The following is a 19,383-nucleotide window of genomic DNA, read 5'->3' as shown; positions in this document are numbered from 1 at the left end:
ATCACGCCACCGGGAGCCCTCCCGGCGCATCGAGTGTGGCCTTCGTCACACCGGTCGGCGTGGCCGGATCGTGCGCCCCTGCCGTGCGACCACGCACCCCCGAACGCTTCCCGACCCCGTGCGCGGCGGCTTGCCGTGACGCCTTGTAAGGTGCCATCGGGCGAGGCCAGGGCGGGTTCGCCGACTGGTCGAGGCGGCGGACGATGCGAACCAACTGGGCGGGCAACCTCACCTTCTCCGCGCGCCGGGTGCACCGGCCGGCCACTCTCGACGCGCTGCGCCGTGTGGTCGCCGGCAGCACCCGCGTCAAGGCCGTCGGCAGCGGCCACTCCTTCAACGACGTCGCCGACACCGACGGCGACCTCGTCGACGTGCGCGGCCTGCCCGCCGAGACGGACATCGACAGCGCCGCCGGCACCGTGCGGGTCGCCGCCGGGGTGCGGTACGCCGAACTCGCCGCCGAACTGCACGCGCACGGCCGCGCCCTGCCCAACACCGCGTCCCTGCCGCACATCTCGGTCGCCGGCTCGGTCGCCACCGGCACCCACGGCTCCGGCGACGCCAACGGCGGCCTGGCCACCTCGGTGCGCGCCCTGGACCTGGTCACGTCCACCGGCGACACGCTGACCCTCAGCCGCGACAAGGACGGCGAACGCTTCGACGGCGCCGTCGTCTCGCTCGGCGCGCTCGGCGTCGTCACCCACCTCACCCTGGACACCGTGCCCACCTTCCAGGTCCGGCAGCGCGTCCTGGCCGACCTCGAACTCGCTGACGCCACCGCCCACTTCGACGCCGTCACGGGCGCCGCCTACAGCGTCAGCCTGTTCACCGACTGGAAAGCGCCGCGCTTCACCCAGGTGTGGCTGAAACAGCGCGTCGACTCCGCGGCGCCCGGCTCCGGCGCCGTCGACCCCGCCGTCCCCGACCCGCTGCTGCCCTGGGCCCGGCCCGCGGCCGGCCCGGTGCACCCCGTCCCCGGCATGGACCCGGCGTACTGCACCCCGCAGGACGGCACCCCCGGCCCCTGGCACGAGCGGCTGCCGCACTTCCGGCCGGAGTTCGTGCCCAGCAGCGGCGAGGAGCTGCAGTCCGAGTACCTGCTGCCGCGCGAGCACGCGGCCGCCGCCCTGGAGGCGGTGGCCGCCCTGGGGCCGGTCGTCGCCCCCGTGCTGCAGATCTGCGAGGTGCGCACCGTCGCCGCCGACCGGCTGTGGCTGAGCCCCGCCCACGGCCGCGACACCGTCGCGCTGCACTTCACCTGGATCAAGGACCCGGCGGCGGTGCTGCCGGTACTGGGCCGGATCGAGGCCGCCCTGGCGCCACTGGCACCCCGCCCGCACTGGGGCAAGCTGTTCACCACGCCCTGGGAGCAGGTGCGCGCCTCCTACCCGCGGATGGACGACTTCCGGGCGCTGGCCGCAGCCATCGACCCCGCGGGCACCTTCGCCAACGCTTTCCTGCGCCGGCTGCTCGCCACCTGAGCGCCGCCCGGCCGCCGTCCGTATGACGCGACCTCCTCGTCTGCCGGTAAGGTCGCCGCTGTGGAGGAGCTGGACCGGCACATCGTGGAACTACTCGTCGCCGACGGGCGCATGAGCTACACCGACCTGGGCAAGGCCACCGGCCTGTCCACGTCGGCGGTGCACCAGCGGGTACGCCGGCTGGAGCAGCGCGGGGTGATCCGCGGCTACGCGGCGATCATCGACCCCGAGGCGGTCGGCCTGTCCCTGACCGCCTTCATCTCCGTCAAACCCTTCGACCCCAGCGCCCCCGACGACATCGCCGACCGGCTCGCCGAGGTGCCCGAGATCGAGGCGTGCCACAGCGTCGCGGGCGACGAGAACTACATCCTCAAGGTGCGGGTCGCCACCCCCATCGAGCTGGAGCACCTGCTCGGCCGCATCCGCAGCCTGGCGGGCGTGTCCACCCGCACCACCGTCGTGCTCTCCACCGCGTACGAGTCCAGGCCCCCGCGCGTGTGACGCCGCGGCAGGAGGAGAGACTGGGGACCATGCACCGCACCTCCCCGCACCCAGCGTCCTCGTCAGCCACCGGCCGGACGGCCGATCCCGCGCCCGCAGCCGGCACCGTGCTGCTGCGTGGCGGATTCGTCTACAGCCCGGCCGACCCGTTCGCCACCGCGATGGTCGTCGACGGCGGCACCGTCGCCTGGGTCGGTTCCGAGGGGGCCGCGGACTCCTTCGCCGACGGCGTGGACGACGTCGTGCAGCTCGACGGCGCCCTGGTCACCCCGGCCTTCACCGACGCGCACGTGCACACCACGGCCACCGGCCTGGCGCTGACCGGACTCGACCTGAGCGGCACCGCGTCGCTGGCCGAGGCGCTGGCCCGCACCGCCGCGCACGCCGCCGCCCGCCCGGGGGACCGGGTGCTGCTGGGCCACGGCTGGGACGAGACCCGGTGGCCCGAGCGGCGCCCGCCGACCCGCGCGGAGCTCGACGAGGCGGCAGGCGGGCGGCCGCTCTACCTCACCCGCACCGACGTGCACTCCGCCGCCGTCAGCACCGCGCTGCTCGACCTCGTCCCGGGCGTCGCGGCACTGGCCGGCCACGACCCGCAGGCGCCGCTGACGCAGGACGCGCACCACGCGGTGCGCCGGGCCGCGTTCGCCGCCGTCACTCCCCAGCAGCGGGACGCCGCCCAGCGCGCGGCCCTCGCGCACGCCGCCGCCCAGGGCATCGGCGCGCTCCACGAGTGCGCGGGTCCCGACATCTCCTCCGAGGACGACCTGGCCGCCCTGCTCGCGCTGTCCGGTGAGGGCGCGGCGCCGCGGGTCTTCGGGTACTGGGCGGAGGCCGCGCGGACCTCCGCCGACCTCGACCGGATCCGCGACCTGGGCGCGATCGGCGCCGGCGGCGACCTGTTCGTGGACGGCTCCCTCGGCTCGCACACCGCGTGCCTGCACGCGCCGTACGCCGACGCCGCCCACACCGGTGTCTCCTACCTGGACGCCGAGACGATCGCCCGCCACCTGACGCTGTGCACCGAGGCCGGAGTCCAGGCGGGCTTCCACGCCATCGGCGACGCGGCCGTCGGCGCGGTCGTCGACGGCGCCCGGGCCGCGGCCGCGCGGGCCGGCCTGAGCCGGGTGCGCGCCCTGCGCCACCGGGTGGAGCACGCGGAGCTGATGACCGAGGAGACGATCGCCGCGTTCGCCGAGCTGGGCCTGGTCGCGTCCGTGCAGCCGGCGTTCGACGCGGCGTGGGGCGGCGCGGACGGCATGTACGCCGAGCGGCTCGGCGCGGCCCGCGCTGCGGCCCTCAACCCCTTCGCGGCGATGACCCGCGCCGGGGTCCCGCTCGTCCTCGGCTCGGACAGCCCGGTCACCCCGCTCGACCCGTGGGGGGCGGTCCGCGCCGCCGCCTTCCACCGCACCCCCGAGCACCGGATCTCCGCCCGCGCCGCCTTCAACGCGCACACCCGCGGCGGCTGGCGGGCCGTCGGCCGCGACGACGCGGGCGTGCTGGTGCCCGGCGCGCCCGCGGACTACGCCGTCTGGACTACCGGCGACCTCGTCGTCCAGACCCCCGACGAGCGGGTCGCCAACTGGTCCACCGACCCCCGCTCCGGCACCCCTGGCCTGCCCGATCTCACTCCCGGGCAGCCCCTGCCGACCGCCCTGCGCACCGTGGTGGGGGGCCGCACCGTCCACCGGGGTCCGAACGGGTGAGGGCCCGCGGCGGCCATGCGCCCGAACGGTGTGCCCTCAGGGGGCGGCGGCGTGTCGTGCTCCCGGCGGCCGCTCGTCACTGACCTGCTGATTTGGTGAAACCCCGCAGGTCACAGGGGTGTTGACAGTGGCTGGTCGGGGGCGAGTAGGTTCGGCCAAGTCCACCACAGGACGTCGGACCGGGGGCTCTCCGCGGTTGCGTCGAACACCGCTGGGCCATGGGGCGTCGCGCCGGACGGGCACGCCGCCACTGGCAGCCAGGTCCAGCGGACACGACGCGGAACGCGGCCCGCCAGTGGGCCACTCCACCCGCCAGGGTCAGGAGCAGGAGCACCGCCCGGTCGGCAGGTGTGACCCGGGAAGGGCCTGGACGCCCAGTAGACAACGACCCCGGCGCGGCCCGCAGCCAGCGGACCCCGGGTCGGCCCGAAGGGCGTCCGGGCCCGTTCCGTGTCCGGGCCCGTCGGGGGCCGCGACCTCGCTCGGACGTCCCGCGAACGGCCGGAAGGCCGCCGGGCCCGTTCCGTGGCGGAGAACCGCCGGTGGAGGGCGCGTTCGTCGCCGGACCTTTGCCGTCCCGCGACTCAAGCGGGCGTCATCAGGAGGTACGGTCGCCTTCACCACCCCTCCACCTGCAGGAAGGCCGCGACTGTGCGCCTGCGCCCCGAAACCGGTCCCGAGGCGCCCCCGGCCGCCCGTGCCACCGCCCCTCCGGCGCTCGCGCCGGAGGCCGGCGGCACCCCGGACACCGCCCCGGCCCGGACGTCGCGCCGCGCGCGCTTCGCCGCCACGGCCCGCAGGGCCGCGCCGAGCAGCGCGGTGGCCGCGGCCTTCGGCCTGGCGCTGGCCGCCTCCTTCCCGCCGTACGACGTGTGGCCGCTGTCGGTGGTCGCCGTCGCCGGCCTCGCGCTGGTGCTGCGCGGCCGCACGGTCCGGCAGGGGGCCTGGCTCGGCTTCGCCTTCGGGTTCCCCTTCTTCCTGTGGCTGCTGGTCTGGCTGCGCTCGGTCACCTGGCTCGCCGTGGTCGTGCTGTCCGGCGTCGAGGCCGGCTACCTGGTGGTGATGGCCGGCCTGATGGTGCTCGCCGGGCGGCTGCGCGGCTGGCCCGTGTGGTGCGCCTGCCTGTGGGTGGCGCAGGAACTGGTCCGCGACCGCCTGCCGTTCGGGGGCTTCTCGTGGGGCCGGCTGGCGTTCGCCAACACCGGCTCCCCCTTCACCCCGCTCGCCGCGCTCGGCGGCGCCCCGCTGGTGAGCTTCGCGGTGGCCCTCAGCGGCACGCTGCTGGCCGCGGCGGCCCTCGCCGGGCACCGGGCATGGCGGGGCCCGCGAAGGAGCCTGAGAGGGGCCCTGCCGGGCGCGGCGGCCCTCGTGCTGTCCGCGGCCGTGCTCTGCGGCGGGCTGCTGGTCCCGGTGCACACCAATGCCGACGGCCACGTCCGCATCGCGATCGTGCAGGGCAACGTCGAGCAGCCGGGCATGCACTTCCTCGGCCGGCCGATGAAGATCCTCGACAACCACGTGCAGGCGACCCTGCAACTGGCCAAGGACATCCAGGCCCACCGGGTGCCCAAGCCGGACATCGTGCTGTGGCCGGAGAACTCCTCCGACCTGGACCCGTTCACCTACCCGGCCGCGTACGACAAGATCACCGAGGCCGTGCGGACGGTCGGCGTGCCGGTGCTGGTCGGCGCCCTGGTGGACGGCCCGGACAAGGACCACGTCCAGAACGAGGGCATCGTCTGGGACCCGGTCAACGGCCCCGGCGCCCACTACACCAAGCAGCACCCCGTCCCCTTCGGCGAGTACGTCCCGTTCCGCAAGGAACTCACCAAGGTGGTCAGCCAGCTCAACCAGATCCCGCGCGACTTCTACCCCGGCAAGGGCAGCGGCGTGCTGCAGATCGGCCCGGCCCGCCTCGGCGACGTGATCTGCTTCGAGGTCGCCTACGACGGCATCGTGCGCGACACGGTGAACGCCGGCGCCCGGGCGATCGTCGTGCAGACCAACAACGCCACCTACGGCCGCACCGGGCAGCCCGAGCAGCAGCTGGCCATGTCCAAGCTGCGGGCTGTCGAGCACGGCCGGGCCGTGGTCACCGCGGCCACCAGCGGCATCAGCGCGGTGGTGGCGCCGGACGGGACGATCGAGCAGCGCAGCAAGGAGTTCAGCCGCCAGGTGCTCAGCGCCGACATCCCTCTGCGTGACGAGAAGACCGTCGCCGACCGCGTCGGCGCGGCACCCGAGTGGGTTCTCGCTATGGTGGGGCTCCTGTCCTGCGCGGCCGCCGTCGCCCTCGGCAGGCGCGACCGCACACGCATGGTGAAAGGGCAGCAACCCCAGTGACCGCAGTCAACGACGAGCAGCGCACCTTCGGCCCGCTCGGCAAGGTGCTCGTCATCATCCCGACCTACAACGAGGCCGAGAACGTCAAGCCGATCGTCCAGCGGGTCCGCGCCTCGGTGCCCGACGCCGACGTTCTGGTCGCCGACGACAACAGCCCCGACGGGACCGGCAAGCTCGCCGACGAACTCGCCGCTGAGGACGCCCAGGTGCACGTCCTGCACCGCAAGGGCAAGGAGGGCCTGGGGGCCGCCTACCTGGCCGGCTTCCGATGGGGCATCGAGCAGGGCTTCGGCGTGCTGGTCGAGATGGACGCGGACGGCTCCCACCAGCCCGAGGAGCTGCCCCGCCTGCTCACCGCGCTCAAGAGCGCCGACCTGGTGCTCGGCTCGCGCTGGATCCCCGGCGGCCGGGTGGTGAACTGGCCCAAGTCCCGCGAGTTCCTCTCCCGCGGCGGCAGCACCTACTCGCGCCTGATGCTGGACGTGCCGATCCGCGACGTCACCGGCGGCTACCGCGCCTTCCGCAAGGAGACCCTGGAGGGCCTGGGCATGGCCGACGTCGCCTCGGCCGGCTACTGCTTCCAGGTCGATCTGGCCTGGCGCGCGGTGAAGGCCGGCTACCACGTGGTGGAGGTGCCGATCACCTTCGTCGAACGCGAGCGCGGCGACAGCAAGATGAGCCGCAACATCGTGGCGGAGGCGTTCTGGCGGGTCACCGCCTGGGGCGTCAGCTCGCGCGCTTCGAAGATCACCGGCCGCAAGGAGTAGCCCGGCGGCCCCTTCCGCGGTGCCGCCGCAGGCACCACGGGCGGCCCCGGCACGGCGGGCGTGATCGACCGGCACCAGTGGCCTTTACCTGGTCTTTGGAGTCGGTGAGGTCTTTGGCACACTTGAGCTATGACGACGAGTTCACGTCCTCCCGTCCACCCGAGCCCGGTGCAGCAGCAGCCCCGGCGGCGTTCGCGGCTGCGCCTCGCGCCGCTGGTGATCGCGGCCTGGGCGGTGCTGGAGATCTGGCTGCTGATCGTGGTCGCCGACGCGACCAGCGGGTGGTTCGTGTTCCTGGCCATCCTGGCCGGCTTCGTGCTGGGCGCGGCGGCGGTCAAGCGGGCCGGCCGCAGCGCATGGCGGAACCTGACGGCCTCGGTGCAGGCCGCCCAGCGGGCGCAGCAGGGGCAGCCGGAGGAGGTCCCGGAGCGGGCCCCCGGCGGCGGCCGCACCGGCCTGCACATGCTCGGCGGCATCCTGCTGATCATCCCGGGCTTCCTGTCGGACGCGGTGGGCCTGGTGCTGCTCTTCCCGCCCACCCGCAGGCTCGTCGGCAGCACGCTCGAGCGGCTGGCCGAGCGCGCGCTGCGGCGGCAGCCGGGCCACCCGGCAGAACCCGGCTCGCTGGGCGACCTCTACCAGCAGGCCAGGGACGCCGGCGAGCAGGCGAAGATCCACCGCCCGGACGGCAAGGTCATCCAGGGCGAGGTCGTCGACCGCGACAACTGACGGTCCCCGGTCCCCGGTCCCTGAGACACGGGACGGTCCCGGACAGGGGTCCGTGAGCCACGGCACGGTCCCCGACATGCAGACGGCGCGGAGCGGGAAACGCTCCGCGCCGGGGCACGAGAGTCAGGGGGCCCGCTGTGGCGGGCCCGGGCCTGGGGTCAGGCGGTCTTACGGTTGTCTCGCGGATGTACCGCGATATTCATGGCACCGGAGCGCAGAACCGCCAGCCGTTCGGCCAGCACCTCCTCCAGCTCCTCCAGCGTGCGCCGCTCCATGAGCATGTCCCAGTGCGTGCGTGCCGGCTTGGTGGTCTTCTCCTCCGGGCCTTCTCCGTCCACCAGGAGAGCGGTCTGGCCGCAGGCGCGGCACTCCCACTCCGGCGGAATCTCGGCCTCAACCGAGAACGGCATCTCAAATCGATGGCCGTTCCGGCATGCGTACTCAACGGTCTGGCGCGGGGCCAGATCGATACCGCGGTCGGTCTCGTAGCTGGTGGCCCCGAGTCGCGTGCCGCGGAGAGCTCGCTCACTCATGAATCGTGCCTCCCGGGCTTGGTCGCCCACAGGACAGGTGTCGCTGTCGTCGTCATCCGGTCAACGTCCGGTCGGCGGTGAAGATTCCCGTAGCGGGATATGCGTCGCCCGTCGTGTCGCCCCTGTTTGTACCCGCCAATGCCCGTTTTGTCACATCTGAGGTGATATATCACCCGGTGTCACCGGATCTTTTGCGTGCAGTAACGGTCAAGCCTCGGGGCCAACCGCGTACACTACCGGTCCGCACCGCCCAGGACTAAATCGGGTCCACTGCCGCGGGTTCCGGCGTATGGTCCCGAACCCCCGCAGAACCGGCCGCCGGGCCGGAGCCCTGGCCCTCGCCCCCTTCCTCCACCGTCCGGCGCTCTGCTCCTTCCCCCGGGACGGGCAGTGCGAACCGCTTCAGGAAGAACTGGGCGAGCGGCCCGATCGCCAGGGCGTACACCACCGTGCCCACGCCCACCCCGCCGCCGAGCACGAAGCCCGCGGCCAGCACGCTCAGCTCGATGCCGGTGCGGATCAGCCGCAGTGAGCGGCCGGTCCTGCGGTGCAGCCCGGTCATCAGCCCGTCGCGCGGCCCCGGGCCGAACCGGGCGGTGATGTAGAGGCCGGTCGCGGCGCCGTTGAGCACCACGGCCGCGACCATCAGCGGGATGCGCACCGCCAGGGCGTCGTACTGCGGGACGACCGCCATCGTCAGGTCGATGAAGGTGCCGACCATCACCACGTTGGAGACGGTGCCCAGGCCCGGCCGCTGCCGGATCGGCCACCACAGCAGCAGCACCGCGGCGCCGACGACAATGGAGACGACGCCGATGCTCATCCCGCTGTGCTGCGACAGGCCCTGGTGGAACACGTCCCAGGGGTCGAGGCCGAGGTGGGCGCGGATCAGCAGCGCGTCGCTGAAGCCGTACAGGGCCAGGCCCGCGTACAGGCGGACCAGCCGGCGGTACGGCACCGGCGACCGGAAGGGCGCACCCGCAGGGCGGGACGGCATGGATGACGGACGGGACGACGGCACGGCAACCCCCTGGCGTTCAGCGCGCGGACGCTCAGGCCACTCTGTGGCCTGGGCGTACGATGAATCCATGGCCAATCCTCAGAAGGTGGACTGATTTCGATGTCGCAGTGGACCGCGTCGGTGAGTGCGGCGCATCTGGCCCGGCTCCTCGAACCGCGTCCGCAGCCGCGTCCGGCGGCCCGGCCGGGCGGGCGCAGGCTGCCGGCCTACCGCGGCCTGGCCGATGGCGTGCGGCTGCTGGTCCTCGAAGGCCGGCTCCAGGTCGCCGCCCGGCTGCCGGCCGAACGCGAACTCGCCCTCGCGCTGGGCGTCAGCCGCACCACCGTGGCGGCCGCCTACGAGGCGCTGCGCGCCGAGGGGTTCGCCAGGTCCCGCCGCGGCGCCGGGAGTTGGACGGCCATCCCGGAGGGGCACGTGCTGCCCACCCGCAGCCTGGAGCCGCTGCCGCCGGAGGCCGCGGGCACCGTCATCGACCTCGGCTGCGCGTCGCTGCCCGCCACCGAGCCCTGGCTCACCGACGCGATGCAGGGCGCGCTCGCCGAACTGCCCGCGTACGCGGCCACCCACGGCGACTTCCCCGCGGGCCTGCCGGTGCTCCGCGAGGCCATCGCCGACCGCTACACCGCGCGCGGCGTACCCACCATGCCCGAGCAGATCATGGTCACCACCGGCGCCATGGGCGCGATCGGCGCGGCGACCCGCCGGCTGGTGAACTTCGGCGAGCGCGTCGCCGTGGAGTCCCCGAGCTACGCCAACGTCCTGGAGCTGTTCCGGGAGACCGGCACCCGGATCGTGCCGGTGGCGCTGCGCGAGGGGCTCGGCGGCTGGGACATGGACGCCTGGCGGCGCGTGCTGCGCGACGCCGCCCCGCAGATGGCCTACGTCATGCCGGACTACCACAACCCCACCGGCACGCTGGTCGGCGACGAGCAGCGGCGCGCCCTGGTCGAGGCCGCCCGGGCGGCAGGCACGGTGGTCGTCGCCGACGAGACGATGGCCGAACTCACCCTGGAGGGCGGGGAGCCGGGGGTGCGGCCGATGGCCGCCTTCGACCGCGGCGGCACCGTCATCACGGTCGGCTCGGCGAGCAAGGCGGTCTGGGCCGGGCTGCGCATCGGCTGGGTGCGCACCACCCCCGACGTGGTCCGGCGCCTGGTGTCCGCCCGCGCCTACCTCGACCTCGCCTCGCCGGTCGTCGACCAGCTCGCGGTGGCCTGGCTGCTGCGCGGCGGCGGCTGGGACCAGGCCCTGGCGGTGCGCCGGCAGCGGGCCCGCGAGTGCCGGGACGACCTGGCGGCGGCGCTGCGCGAGCACACTCCCGACTGGGGCTTCACCGTGCCGCGCGGCGGGATGACGATGTGGGTGCGGACCGGGGACGTGTCCGGGTCGCGGCTGGCGGTGGCCGGCGAGCGGCTGGGGGTGCGCGTCCCGTCCGGGCCGCGGTTCGGCGTGGACGGCGCCTTCGAGTCGTTCGTGCGCATTCCGTTCACCGTCAGCGGCCCGGCCGCCGCCGAGGCCGGCGCCCGGCTGGCGCAGGCCGCCGACCTGGTCCGCTCCGGCGGCGGCGCCGAGGGGGAGGGCACCGGCCTCTTCGTGGCCTGACGGCCGATCCGCCTGGCGGGTCAGCCCAGTTCGAGGTCGGCGACGGTGCGGACCACCGCCTCCTTGCGCAGCCCCACCGGGCCCACGGCCTCCGCCTCCGGGTCCTCGCCCGGCTCGCCGGCCGCCGCGTCCGCCGGCTCCCCGGCGGCGTCCTCGGCGTCCTCGGCGTCCTGCGCGTCCCTTGCTTCCTGGAGGCCGGGGACGAGGGAGAGCACGGCGACCCGCTCGGCCTCCGGGGCGTCCTCGTCGTACGGGTCGGGGGTGGCCGGCACCTGCAGCCGCAGCACCGGCCCGGTGCCGAGCCGGGCGTAGCCGCGGCCCGCGGGCACGTCCGCGGCCGGCGTCGTCCGCTGCTGCGCGCCGAGGACCGCGGCCACGTGCTCAGGGGCGAGGTGGCCGAGCACCACCCGGGCCCGGGTCTGGGCGATGACCACCGGTGCGAGGCCCTCCGTCGCGTCGAGCTGGTCGACCACGGCGACCGAGACGTTGGCGGTCCGGCCGTGCCGCAACGGCACGTCCAGCAGCAGCTGCGGGTCGGGGCGGCCCTCAGCGGACGCCAGCTGGGTCAGCGCGGTGGGCCGGTCGACCAGGATCCACAGCGGGCGCCGGACGTCCTCGGCCACCGGATTCCCGGCCTGCCGGGCCCGGTTGACCGCGATCAGCCGCCGCTCGGTCTCGTGCGCGGCCCACTCCAGCGTCGCCGACGCGCCCAGCAGTCCGTCCTCGACCGCCAGCACCCCGGGCCGCCCGGCCAGGAACGCGTACTCGCCGGCGCCGCCGCCGTCGATCACCACCACGTCGCCGTGCACCAGCGCCTGCAGCGCGATCGACCGCAGCAGGCTCGTGGTGCCGGTGCCGGGCTGGCCGAGCGCCAGCAGGTGCGGTTCGGTGGACCGCGCACCGCCGCGCCACACCACCGGCGGCGCGTCCCGCGTCTCGCCGTCCGCGAGCACCGGGACCGTGCGCTGCACCGAGTCGGCGTCGGTGAAGCCCAGCACGGTCTCGCCGGGGGAGGTGACGAACCGCTGCGCGACGACGTCCGTCGGCAGCGGCGGGAGGGCGACGAGGGTGAGGTGGTTCTCCTCCTCGTTCCAGTCGAACCGGTACTCCCGGCCCCGCCCCGCCTTGGCGTGCAGCAGCTGCTCGACGCGCGCCCGCGAGTCCGCCTCACCGTCGGTGAAGTAGGCCGGGTAGCGCAGGTGCAGGTGGGTCAGCCGGCCGTCCTGGAACTCGTAGGAGGAGAACGCCTTCTGCCAGGAGCCGTCGTGGGCGTACATGGGCGCCGGGTCGCCGGACGCGGACAGGTAGGGGACCAGCGCCTCGTACATCGACTGCAGGCGGCCGGTCTCGGCGTCGTTCGGCCCGCCGGGCGCGGCCGGCGCGGAGCGGTCCCGGCCCATCCAGGCGGCCGAGGCCATGAGCGCGACCGCGCCCAGGATCGGCCCGTACGGCATCATGACCACGATCACGACGGCGGCCGCGCCCAGCAGCAGGGCGGGCGCGCGGCGGTCCTTGGGGGTGCGGCCCCACCAGCCGCCGGCCCAGGCGGCCTGCCGGCGCATGCCGCGGGCGATGGTGATCACGGGGTGCAGGACGTCCGTCGCGCCGTCGGCGGCGGTGCGTGCGATGTCACGGCCGCGGGCGAGCGCGGGTCGGCTGGTCAGGATGGCGGGAAGGGGACGCCTGGCCACGGGTGCTCCATGGGTGGTTCGGGTGCTGGGGTGTCCGCGGGGACGCGGCGGGGCGCGCGGGGGACGGGCGCGCCGCAGGGCCGGAAGGCCGGGGGAAGCGGGGGAGGAGGGGGAGGCGGGGACGTACGGACCCGGAGCGGGGGACCGCCGCGGGCCCGTACCCGTCGTGGCAGGAGTGGCCGTAGCGGGCGACCGCTAGATCTTGAGCCCGCCGATCAGTCCGGCCAGGCTGGCGCCGCCGGCCTTGATGCTGGGCGCGATGGCGGTGCCGGCGAGATAGAAGCCGAAGAGTGTGCAGACGACACCGTGCGACACCTTCAGGCCGTCCTTGCGGAAGAACAGGAAGCAGACGACGCCGAGCAGGACGACGCCGGAGATGGACAGGATCATTTGGGCTCTTCTCCTGGGTGATGGGGACGGTCACCATGAGTTCTTCCAGGCTCACAAGAAGTAATAGATCTTGCTCGGCGGCATTAGGGTGATTTGTAGCGAATTTCCACCAGGTGGGTGAGCTTCCGGGCGCCGCGGAACCGCCGTCGGCGCGATCATTGCCCGGCCGTGCCGCCTCGTGCGGACCGCAGCGCCGCAGACCCGCGAGTGGAGCAGCGGCTTCGCCCAGCCGGGTGACGGCGGGCCGCCGGTGTTCGCACCGGCTGTTCGGACGGCAGGGGCCGTGCTGCCGTGACGGCCCGGATCGGCGGCGGAGGCTGCCCGGAGCGGGAGGGGCGGGGCGGGTCCGGAGTGGGGGCTGGGGCGGGCTGGCGCGGGTGCGGCCGGGGCGCTGCGGCAGGATGGGTGCCGTGCAGCTGACCCCGATCACCTGGCCGCGGCTGGCCGAGGCCCTCGCGGAGCGGATCGCCGGCACGGAGCCGCCCGGTCCGTGGTGGCGGGTCGCCGTCGACGGGGCGCCCGCGGCCGGCACCGCCGAGCTCGCCGACGCCGTGGCGGCCGCGCTGCCGGCCCTGGGCCGCCGGGCCCTTCGGGTCAGCGCGGCCGGGTTCTGGCGGCCGGCCTCGCTGCGCCTGGAGTACGGCCACGAGGACGCCGACGCCTACTACCAGCTGTGGCTCGACACCGGGGCGCTGCGCCGCGAGGTGCTCGACCCGCTGGGACCCGGCGGCAGCGGGCGGGCGCTGCCGTCGCTGCGCGACCCGGTCACCGACCGGTCCACCCGCGCCGGCTACGAGGAACTGCCGCCGGGCGGGGTCCTGGTGCTCGACGGGCCGCTGCTCCTCGGCCAGGGCCTGCCGCTGGACCTGACCGTCCACCTCAGCCTGTCCCGCGCCGCGCTGGAGCGGCGCACCGAGGCCGCCGAGCGATGGACGCTGCCCGCTTACGGCCGGTACGCCCGCGAAGCGCTGCCGGAAGAGACCGCGGATGTCCTGGTTCGCGCCGACGACCCCCGCCATCCCGCCTGGACCGGCTGAACTCCCGCTGCACGTACGTCACTCGGGCAACGCACCGGCAGCCCGCCGGTCCTGCCTTGCCGTGGGGCCGCGCACCCCGCTAGCGTCCCGGGCACCATGACTGTCGCCATCGCGCCGCTGACCGCCGAGCACATACCCATGGCCGCGCAGCGGTACGACCGCTGGTTCGCCCGCGCCCGCCGCCCGCCGTCGCAGCGCTCCTGGCTGGCCGACGGCCCGGTGCGCGGCGAGGAACTCCTCGGCAAGCTGCAGAACGCCCCCGGTCTCGAGGCGTGCCGGGCGCTGGACGCGGACGGCGCGATCATCGGGCACCTGGCCGCGGTGCCGCTCGACCTGGCGCCCGACAACCCGGCAGCGCTGCGCAGCCATCCGCACTCCGCCCTGGTGCCGCACGGCGGCCACGCGCTGCCGGCCGGACGGGAGAGCGAGGTGCTGCGGGCGCTGTACGCCCGGGTCGCCGAGCGCCTGGTCGCCGAGCGGCGGCTGGTCCACTACGTCGACGTGCCGGCCGGGGAGACGGCCACCGCGCCCTGGTCCGAGCTGGGGTTCGGCCGCGAGCTGGTGCACGGCCTGATGGCGGTGAAGGCCCGCGGGCGGCAGCCGCGCGGGGTGGGCGGGCTCGCCATCCGGCGCGCCGGCCCCGGCGACCTGCCCCAGGTGGGCCGGATGGCCGCGGAGTCCTCGCGCGGGCAGCGGGGCCCCGCGATGTTCCAGCCGCAGCCCGAGGCGGGGCTCGCCGCGCTGCGGCTGCGGTACACCGACGCCCTGGCCGATACCCGCTGCGGCGCCTGGATCGCCTCGCGCCGCGGCGAGGAGATCGGCATGGTCCTGGTGGTGCCGGCGGCGCCCGGGCCGGTCGTGCCCGAGTCCTGTGTGGAGCTGATGGAGGCGTTCGTGGACCCCGCGGCCCGCGGTGAGGGCATCTCCCGGGTGCTGCTGGCGACCGCGCTCGCCTGGGCCTACGACAACGGCCACCGCTACATGTCGGCCCGCTGGCACTCCGCTAGCCCGCTGGCTGCCGGACACTGGCCGGCGACCGGCTTCCGCCCGGTCGCCTACCGGCTCAGCCGGACCCTGGACGGCCGGATCGGCGGCCCGCCGGGGACGTACTGACCCGGATTCCACTCCGATCGGACAAACCCTCATTTGTCGCCCTTGTTCCGGCATTTCGGAGTGAGGCGGGTCACTTCCGCTGTGGAATGTGACGGGCATCATGGCGGGAACACGGTCCGATGTCCGGAGAACACCCGCTGTTTCCGATGCGGGCGATTTGTCGCCATGTCGTCACCGCGTGCGGCGTGCCGGTGCACCCACGGTCAACCGCGCGGACACGCAGGGGTGGCGGGCGTACGACGATCGGTCACCGGCTCCCGGCGGGCGCGGTGGTGGGCCGCGGCAGCCGGTTGCCCGCCGCTCGGAGGGTCCTCTAGCTTCGCGTCCGGCGGGCCAGGTGCCCGCGCACACTCTCCGCGGGCGGACCGCCGAATCCTGCCACCGCCCGGACCCGGAACCGTCGAGCACCTAACACGGCAGGAGCGGGGGACCCACGGTAGGCCGCCGTCCGCGCACGCCGGACGGCTCGGGGTGAAGTCACGCACCCGAGTGACCGGGCATCTCCTGCCCGAACCCGACAGCTCACCTCGCAGGCGTAGGAGAAGGAACTCCCGCATGCCCGCCAAGGGACAGCACCGCAAGCCCCATCTGAACCGCCTCACCCGCGTCTGCATCGCCGCCGGCGTCGGCAGCGCCGCCATCGCCCTGCCGCTGGTCGCCGCGACCGGCGCCTCGGCCGCCACGCCGGCCAAGGCCCCCGTCGCGACGACCGCCCACGTCAAGGACACCGCCAAGGGCGCCCACGCGAAGGCCGAGACGTACACCGTCCACCCCGGCGACACCCTGTCCAAGATCGCCGCCGCGCACCACATCAAGGGCGGCTGGCACCGGCTGTACCAGGAGAACAAGAAGGTCATCGGCAGCGACCCGAACGTGATCCGTCCGGGCATGCACCTGACGCTGCACGGCTGGCACGGCGTCAAGCCCGGCGACAAGCACCCGGCCAAGCCGGCTGCCCAGCCCGCCGCCAAGCCCGCCGCGAAGCCGGCTGCCAAGCCCGCTCCGGCGAAGAGCACCGCGCAGCAGAGCGCGGCGAAGACCACCACGAACACCACGACGGCCACCAAGGCCGCCGCCACCACCGACACCGGCTGGACCAAGCCGGTCGGCAACGCGTCCATCGGCACCCCGTACCACCAGGCCGGCTCCAACTGGTCCAGCGGCTACCACACGGGCGTGGACTTCCTGGTGTGGTCCGGCACCCCGGTGCACTCGGTCGCGGCCGGCACCGTCGTGCACGCCGGTGCCGACGGCGCCTACGGCAACGACGTGATCATCAAGCACGCCGACGGCAAGTACACCCTGTACGGCCACCTGACGCAGCCGCTGGTGTCGGCCGGCCAGACCGTCACCGAGGGCCAGGAGATCGGCATCTCCGGCGCCACCGGCAACGTCACCGGACCGCACCTGCACTTCGAGGTGCGCACCACCCCGAACTACGGCTCCGACATCGACCCGGTCGCCTACCTCGCGTCGCACGGCGTCAGCATCTGACACAGACGCCCGTACGACCGCCGTCAGGCGGCCGCCCGTGCCCGTCCGGTCTGCACCACCGGGCGGGCACACCGCTGTCCGGGCGCCCCGCCGTCCGCACCGCCTCCCGCCGCGGACGCAACGCTCCCGACTAGCCGAACATCCCGGTCAGTTCGCCGCGCGAGACCACGCCGAGCTTCGGATACGCCTTGTACAGGTGGTAGCCGACGGTGCGCGGGCTGAGGAACAGCTGCGCGGCGATGTCCTTGTTGGACAGGCCCTGGGCCGCCAGCCGGACGATCTGCGCCTCCTGCGGGGTCAGGCCCGCCTCCTCGGCGACCGAGCGGGTCTGCGGCGCGACCTCCACCGCGGCCCCGGCCGCGCCGAGTTCGGCCCGCGTCCGGTCCGCCCACGGCCGCGTGCCGAGCCGCGCGAACACCTCGAGCGCGCCCTGCAGATGGCCGCGGGCCTCGTTCTTGCGCCGCGCCCGCCGCAGCCACTCGCCGTACAGCAGCGCGGTGCGCGCCCACTCCATCGCCCTGCGCTCCGGGTCGTGCCCGGACAGGGCCTGCCCGTAGTGCTCCTCGGCCGCGCTGTCCGGTGCCCGCAGCGCCCGGCAGCGGGCCACCAGCGCGGCCGCCCAGTCCTGCCGTGACCGCGCCGCCCACCGCTCGAAGCGTGCGAACGCCTCGTCCGCCTGCTCCGCCACGCCCAGCCGGACCGCCGCCTCCACCAGGTCGGGCACACTGCGGGTGGCGCAGATCTGGTGCCGTACGGCCGGGTCGGTGAGCAGCAGCAGCCGGTCGAGCGCCGACTGGGCGCGGCCCAGGCCGAGGTCGAGCAGCCCCTGCGACCAGTACGTCCACGGCGCTCCCGGTGCGGTGCCCGACCCCGAGCCCGCCGCCAGCGCCTGCTCGACCTGCGTCCGGCACTCCGCCTCGTCGCCGCGCAGCGCCGCGACGTGCGCCAGCGTGGAGCTCAACTGGCTGACCCACTGGAGCTGTCCGGTGGCGCGGGAGAGCCGCAGCCCCTCGCTCGCGGTGCGGTGGGCGTCGTCGAGGCGCGCTTGGAAGATCTCCGCCTCGGCGCGGAAGAACATCAGCGTGCTGAGCCGGCCGATCCCGCCGCTGTCCCGGCTCTCGGCGGCCAGCACCGTGGTCAGGGCGTGCGCCTCGGCGTCCTGGCCCAGCGTCAGCCCGACGCCGCACAGCATCACCAGGTCCTGCGGGTCGACCCGCCCGCCGCGCGCCGCACGGGCCGCGGCGGCGGCAGCGTCCACCGCCGGGGGCGGGTCCTCGCCGGCACCGGGACCCAGCGCGCCGATGACGAACCGCGCCACCGGCCGGATCGCCGCATCGGCCGGCAACTCCAGCGCGGCCAACCGCTCCAGGGTGCCGTCGACCTCGGCCGAGCCCAGGTACCAGGCGGTGTGCGCGGCCTGCACCAGCATCCGCGCGGCACCGGCCGGATCCGCCGGGGCGGCCAGCCCGGCCGCCTCGGTCAGCACCCGGTGCGCGGCGGGGAAGTCCCCCTGCCAGAAGTCCGCCAGCCCCTGCACGTGCAGCATCCGCGCCCGCAGCACGGCTTCCCCGCTTCCGGCGCCGGGAGCCGGTGCCGGGGCGGCGCCGGAGGCCGGGACGGACGAGCCGTCGGCGCCCGGCCCCGGGGTGCCGGCCGCCGGGCGGGTGGCCGAGGGGATGCGGGCGGCCTGGCGGGCGAAGTCGCGGGCGCGTTCGATCTCGCCGGCCTCGGAGGCCGACTCCGCGGCCAGGACCAGGCGTTCGGCGCGGGCCGCCGGATCGGTGCTCAGCCGGGCGGCGCGCTCGTAGGCGGCCGCCGCGGCCGCGTGGCCGCTGCGCTCCCTGGCCCGGCCCGCCGTCTCCTGCAGGGCGGCCGCGACCTCCTCGTCCGGGCCGGTGGCCGCGGCGGCGAGGTGCCAGGCACGGTGATCGGGATCGAGCACCGGGTCGCAGGCGTCCGCGAGCGCCCGGTGCGCGGCCAACCGCTCCGGCAGCGGCGCCCGTTGGTGGATCGCGGTGCGCATCAGCGGATGCCGGAACCGCAGCCGGTCCTCCTCGTCGACGAAGACCAGCCCCGCCTCCTCGGCCGGCGGCAGGTCCGCCACCCCCACCCCCAGCGTGCCGGCGGCGCGCACCAGGATGCCCGGGTCGCCGGTGTGGTCCGCGGCCGCCACGAGCAGCAACGTCTGGGTGCCGCGCGGCAGATGGCTCACCTGGCCGTGGAAGGCCAGCTGCAGCCTGCTGGTCAGCGGCAGCGCCCCCGCACCGGTGCCGGCCGCCGGTACCCGGCCCGCGCGCAGCGCGAGCGGCAGCTCCAGGAGCGCCAGCGGGTTGCCGCGGGCCTCCGCCAGCACCTGGCCGCGGGCCACGTCGGCCAGCACGCCGCCGCGCTCGGCCAGCAGCGCCGCCGACGCCTCCGTGCCCAGCGCGTCCAGCCGCAGTTCCGGCAGGCCCGGCGCGGGGAACGCCCCCTCGCCGTCACGCGCCGCGAACAGCATCACCACACCCTCGGCGTCCAGCCGACGGGCGGCGAACACCAGGGCGTCCACCGACGCCCGGTCCAGCCACTGGGCGTCGTCCACCACGCACAGCAGCCCGCCGTCGCCGGCGTGGTCCGCCAGCAGCGACAGCACGGCGAGCCCGACGAACATCGGCTCGGCCGCACCCTCGGCGGCCAGGCCGAACGCGGTGCGCAGCGCCCGGCGCTGCGGCCCGGGCAGCGCGGCCAGCGACCCCATGGCCTTGCGCAGCAGCAACTGCAGTCCTGCGTAAGGGAGTTCCGCTTCGAACTCGATGCCCGCGCTGCGGATCACCGGCATGCCCTCGGCCGCGGCGACCGCGTGGGCGAGCAGCGCCGACTTGCCGATGCCCGCCTCACCGCGCAGCACCAGCGCCCCGCTGCGGCCCGCGCGCGCCCCGTCCAGCAGCGCGGCCAGCGCGGCCGCCTCCCCGTCCCGTCCGTGCAGCATGCCG

The 19,383-nt window shown here is 75.2% G+C and carries 15 protein-coding genes and 1 riboswitch; of the genes, 10 read left to right on the top strand and 5 right to left on the bottom strand.

The features are described from left to right. The first annotated feature begins 203 nt into the window (after positions 1-203). From ACH4TG_RS37420 to fxsA, 6 genes are all read left to right on the top strand, one after another. Complete coding sequence (locus tag ACH4TG_RS37420; protein WP_398247154.1) at positions 204-1,481, top strand: D-arabinono-1,4-lactone oxidase; 1,278 nt, start codon at positions 204-206, stop codon at positions 1,479-1,481. Between the two features lie 60 nt (positions 1,482-1,541). Continuing rightward, entirely contained in the window at positions 1,542-1,982 is a 441-nt protein-coding gene (locus tag ACH4TG_RS37415; protein WP_075016855.1) for an Lrp/AsnC family transcriptional regulator, read from the top strand. 29 nt (positions 1,983-2,011) lie between these two features. Further along, entirely contained in the window at positions 2,012-3,691 is a 1,680-nt protein-coding gene (locus ACH4TG_RS37410; protein WP_398247153.1) for an amidohydrolase, read from the top strand. Between the two features lie 651 nt (positions 3,692-4,342). Beyond that, entirely contained in the window at positions 4,343-6,034 is a 1,692-nt protein-coding gene (gene lnt, locus ACH4TG_RS37405; RefSeq protein ID WP_398247152.1) for an apolipoprotein N-acyltransferase, read from the top strand. After that, a complete protein-coding gene (locus ACH4TG_RS37400) occupies positions 6,031-6,801 on the top strand; it encodes a polyprenol monophosphomannose synthase (RefSeq protein WP_398247151.1) in 771 nt (256 codons plus the stop codon). Before lnt ends, ACH4TG_RS37400 begins: the two co-directional genes overlap by 4 nt. Before the next feature lie 129 nt (positions 6,802-6,930). Continuing rightward, positions 6,931-7,530, top strand: coding sequence for an FxsA family membrane protein (gene fxsA, locus ACH4TG_RS37395; protein WP_398247150.1), 600 nt, complete (start codon positions 6,931-6,933; stop codon positions 7,528-7,530). Positions 7,531-7,688: 158 nt separating this feature from the next. Here fxsA and ACH4TG_RS37390 read toward each other — a convergent pair whose 3' ends face one another. Next, the gene (locus tag ACH4TG_RS37390) at positions 7,689-8,063 is read right to left on the bottom strand and encodes an RNA polymerase-binding protein RbpA (protein WP_031517570.1); all 375 of its coding nucleotides are present in this window, start codon (positions 8,061-8,063) and stop codon (positions 7,689-7,691) included. A gap of 256 nt (positions 8,064-8,319) precedes the next feature. Further along, positions 8,320-9,060: a YitT family protein gene (locus ACH4TG_RS37385; RefSeq protein ID WP_398247149.1), complete on the bottom strand. Its 741-nt coding sequence runs from the start codon at positions 9,058-9,060 to the stop codon at positions 8,320-8,322. A gap of 123 nt (positions 9,061-9,183) precedes the next feature. Between ACH4TG_RS37385 and ACH4TG_RS37380 the strand changes: the two genes are divergently transcribed. Continuing rightward, a complete protein-coding gene (locus tag ACH4TG_RS37380) occupies positions 9,184-10,686 on the top strand; it encodes a PLP-dependent aminotransferase family protein (RefSeq protein WP_398247148.1) in 1,503 nt (500 codons plus the stop codon). Positions 10,687-10,706: 20 nt separating this feature from the next. Here the strand turns inward: ACH4TG_RS37380 and ACH4TG_RS37375 are convergent, their stop codons facing one another. Together ACH4TG_RS37375 and ACH4TG_RS37370 are read right to left on the bottom strand one after the other, a co-directional pair. Further along, positions 10,707-12,377 carry a hypothetical protein gene (locus tag ACH4TG_RS37375; protein ID WP_398247147.1) on the bottom strand — a complete coding sequence of 557 codons (1,671 nt, stop codon included), beginning with the start codon at positions 12,375-12,377 and terminating at the stop codon, positions 10,707-10,709. Positions 12,378-12,572: 195 nt separating this feature from the next. After that, positions 12,573-12,767, bottom strand: coding sequence for a hypothetical protein (locus ACH4TG_RS37370; protein ID WP_398247146.1), 195 nt, complete (start codon positions 12,765-12,767; stop codon positions 12,573-12,575). Positions 12,768-13,177: 410 nt separating this feature from the next. Between ACH4TG_RS37370 and ACH4TG_RS37365 the strand changes: the two genes are divergently transcribed. From ACH4TG_RS37365 to ACH4TG_RS37355, 3 genes are all read left to right on the top strand, one after another. Further along, positions 13,178-13,804, top strand: coding sequence for a uridine kinase (locus tag ACH4TG_RS37365; RefSeq protein ID WP_398247145.1), 627 nt, complete (start codon positions 13,178-13,180; stop codon positions 13,802-13,804). 96 nt (positions 13,805-13,900) lie between these two features. Then, the gene (locus tag ACH4TG_RS37360) at positions 13,901-14,917 is read left to right on the top strand and encodes a GNAT family N-acetyltransferase (RefSeq protein WP_398247144.1); all 1,017 of its coding nucleotides are present in this window, start codon (positions 13,901-13,903) and stop codon (positions 14,915-14,917) included. Positions 14,918-15,312: 395 nt separating this feature from the next. Then, positions 15,313-15,468, top strand: a riboswitch (cyclic di-AMP (ydaO/yuaA leader). Positions 15,469-15,472: 4 nt separating this feature from the next. Further along, the gene (locus tag ACH4TG_RS37355; protein ID WP_398247143.1) at positions 15,473-16,411 is read left to right on the top strand and encodes a peptidoglycan DD-metalloendopeptidase family protein; all 939 of its coding nucleotides are present in this window, start codon (positions 15,473-15,475) and stop codon (positions 16,409-16,411) included. A 130-nt stretch (positions 16,412-16,541) separates the two neighbouring features. Here the strand turns inward: ACH4TG_RS37355 and ACH4TG_RS37350 are convergent, their stop codons facing one another. Further along, positions 16,542-19,379: an AAA family ATPase gene (locus tag ACH4TG_RS37350; RefSeq protein WP_398247142.1), complete on the bottom strand. Its 2,838-nt coding sequence runs from the start codon at positions 19,377-19,379 to the stop codon at positions 16,542-16,544. Positions 19,380-19,383 lie beyond the last annotated feature (4 nt).

Source organism: Streptomyces sp. NPDC020917 (assembly GCF_044333795.1).
Lineage (GTDB): Bacteria > Actinomycetota > Actinomycetes > Streptomycetales > Streptomycetaceae > Actinacidiphila.
Note: the sequence above shows the minus strand (reverse complement) of the source record. Positions and strands in the feature narration are given on the sequence as shown.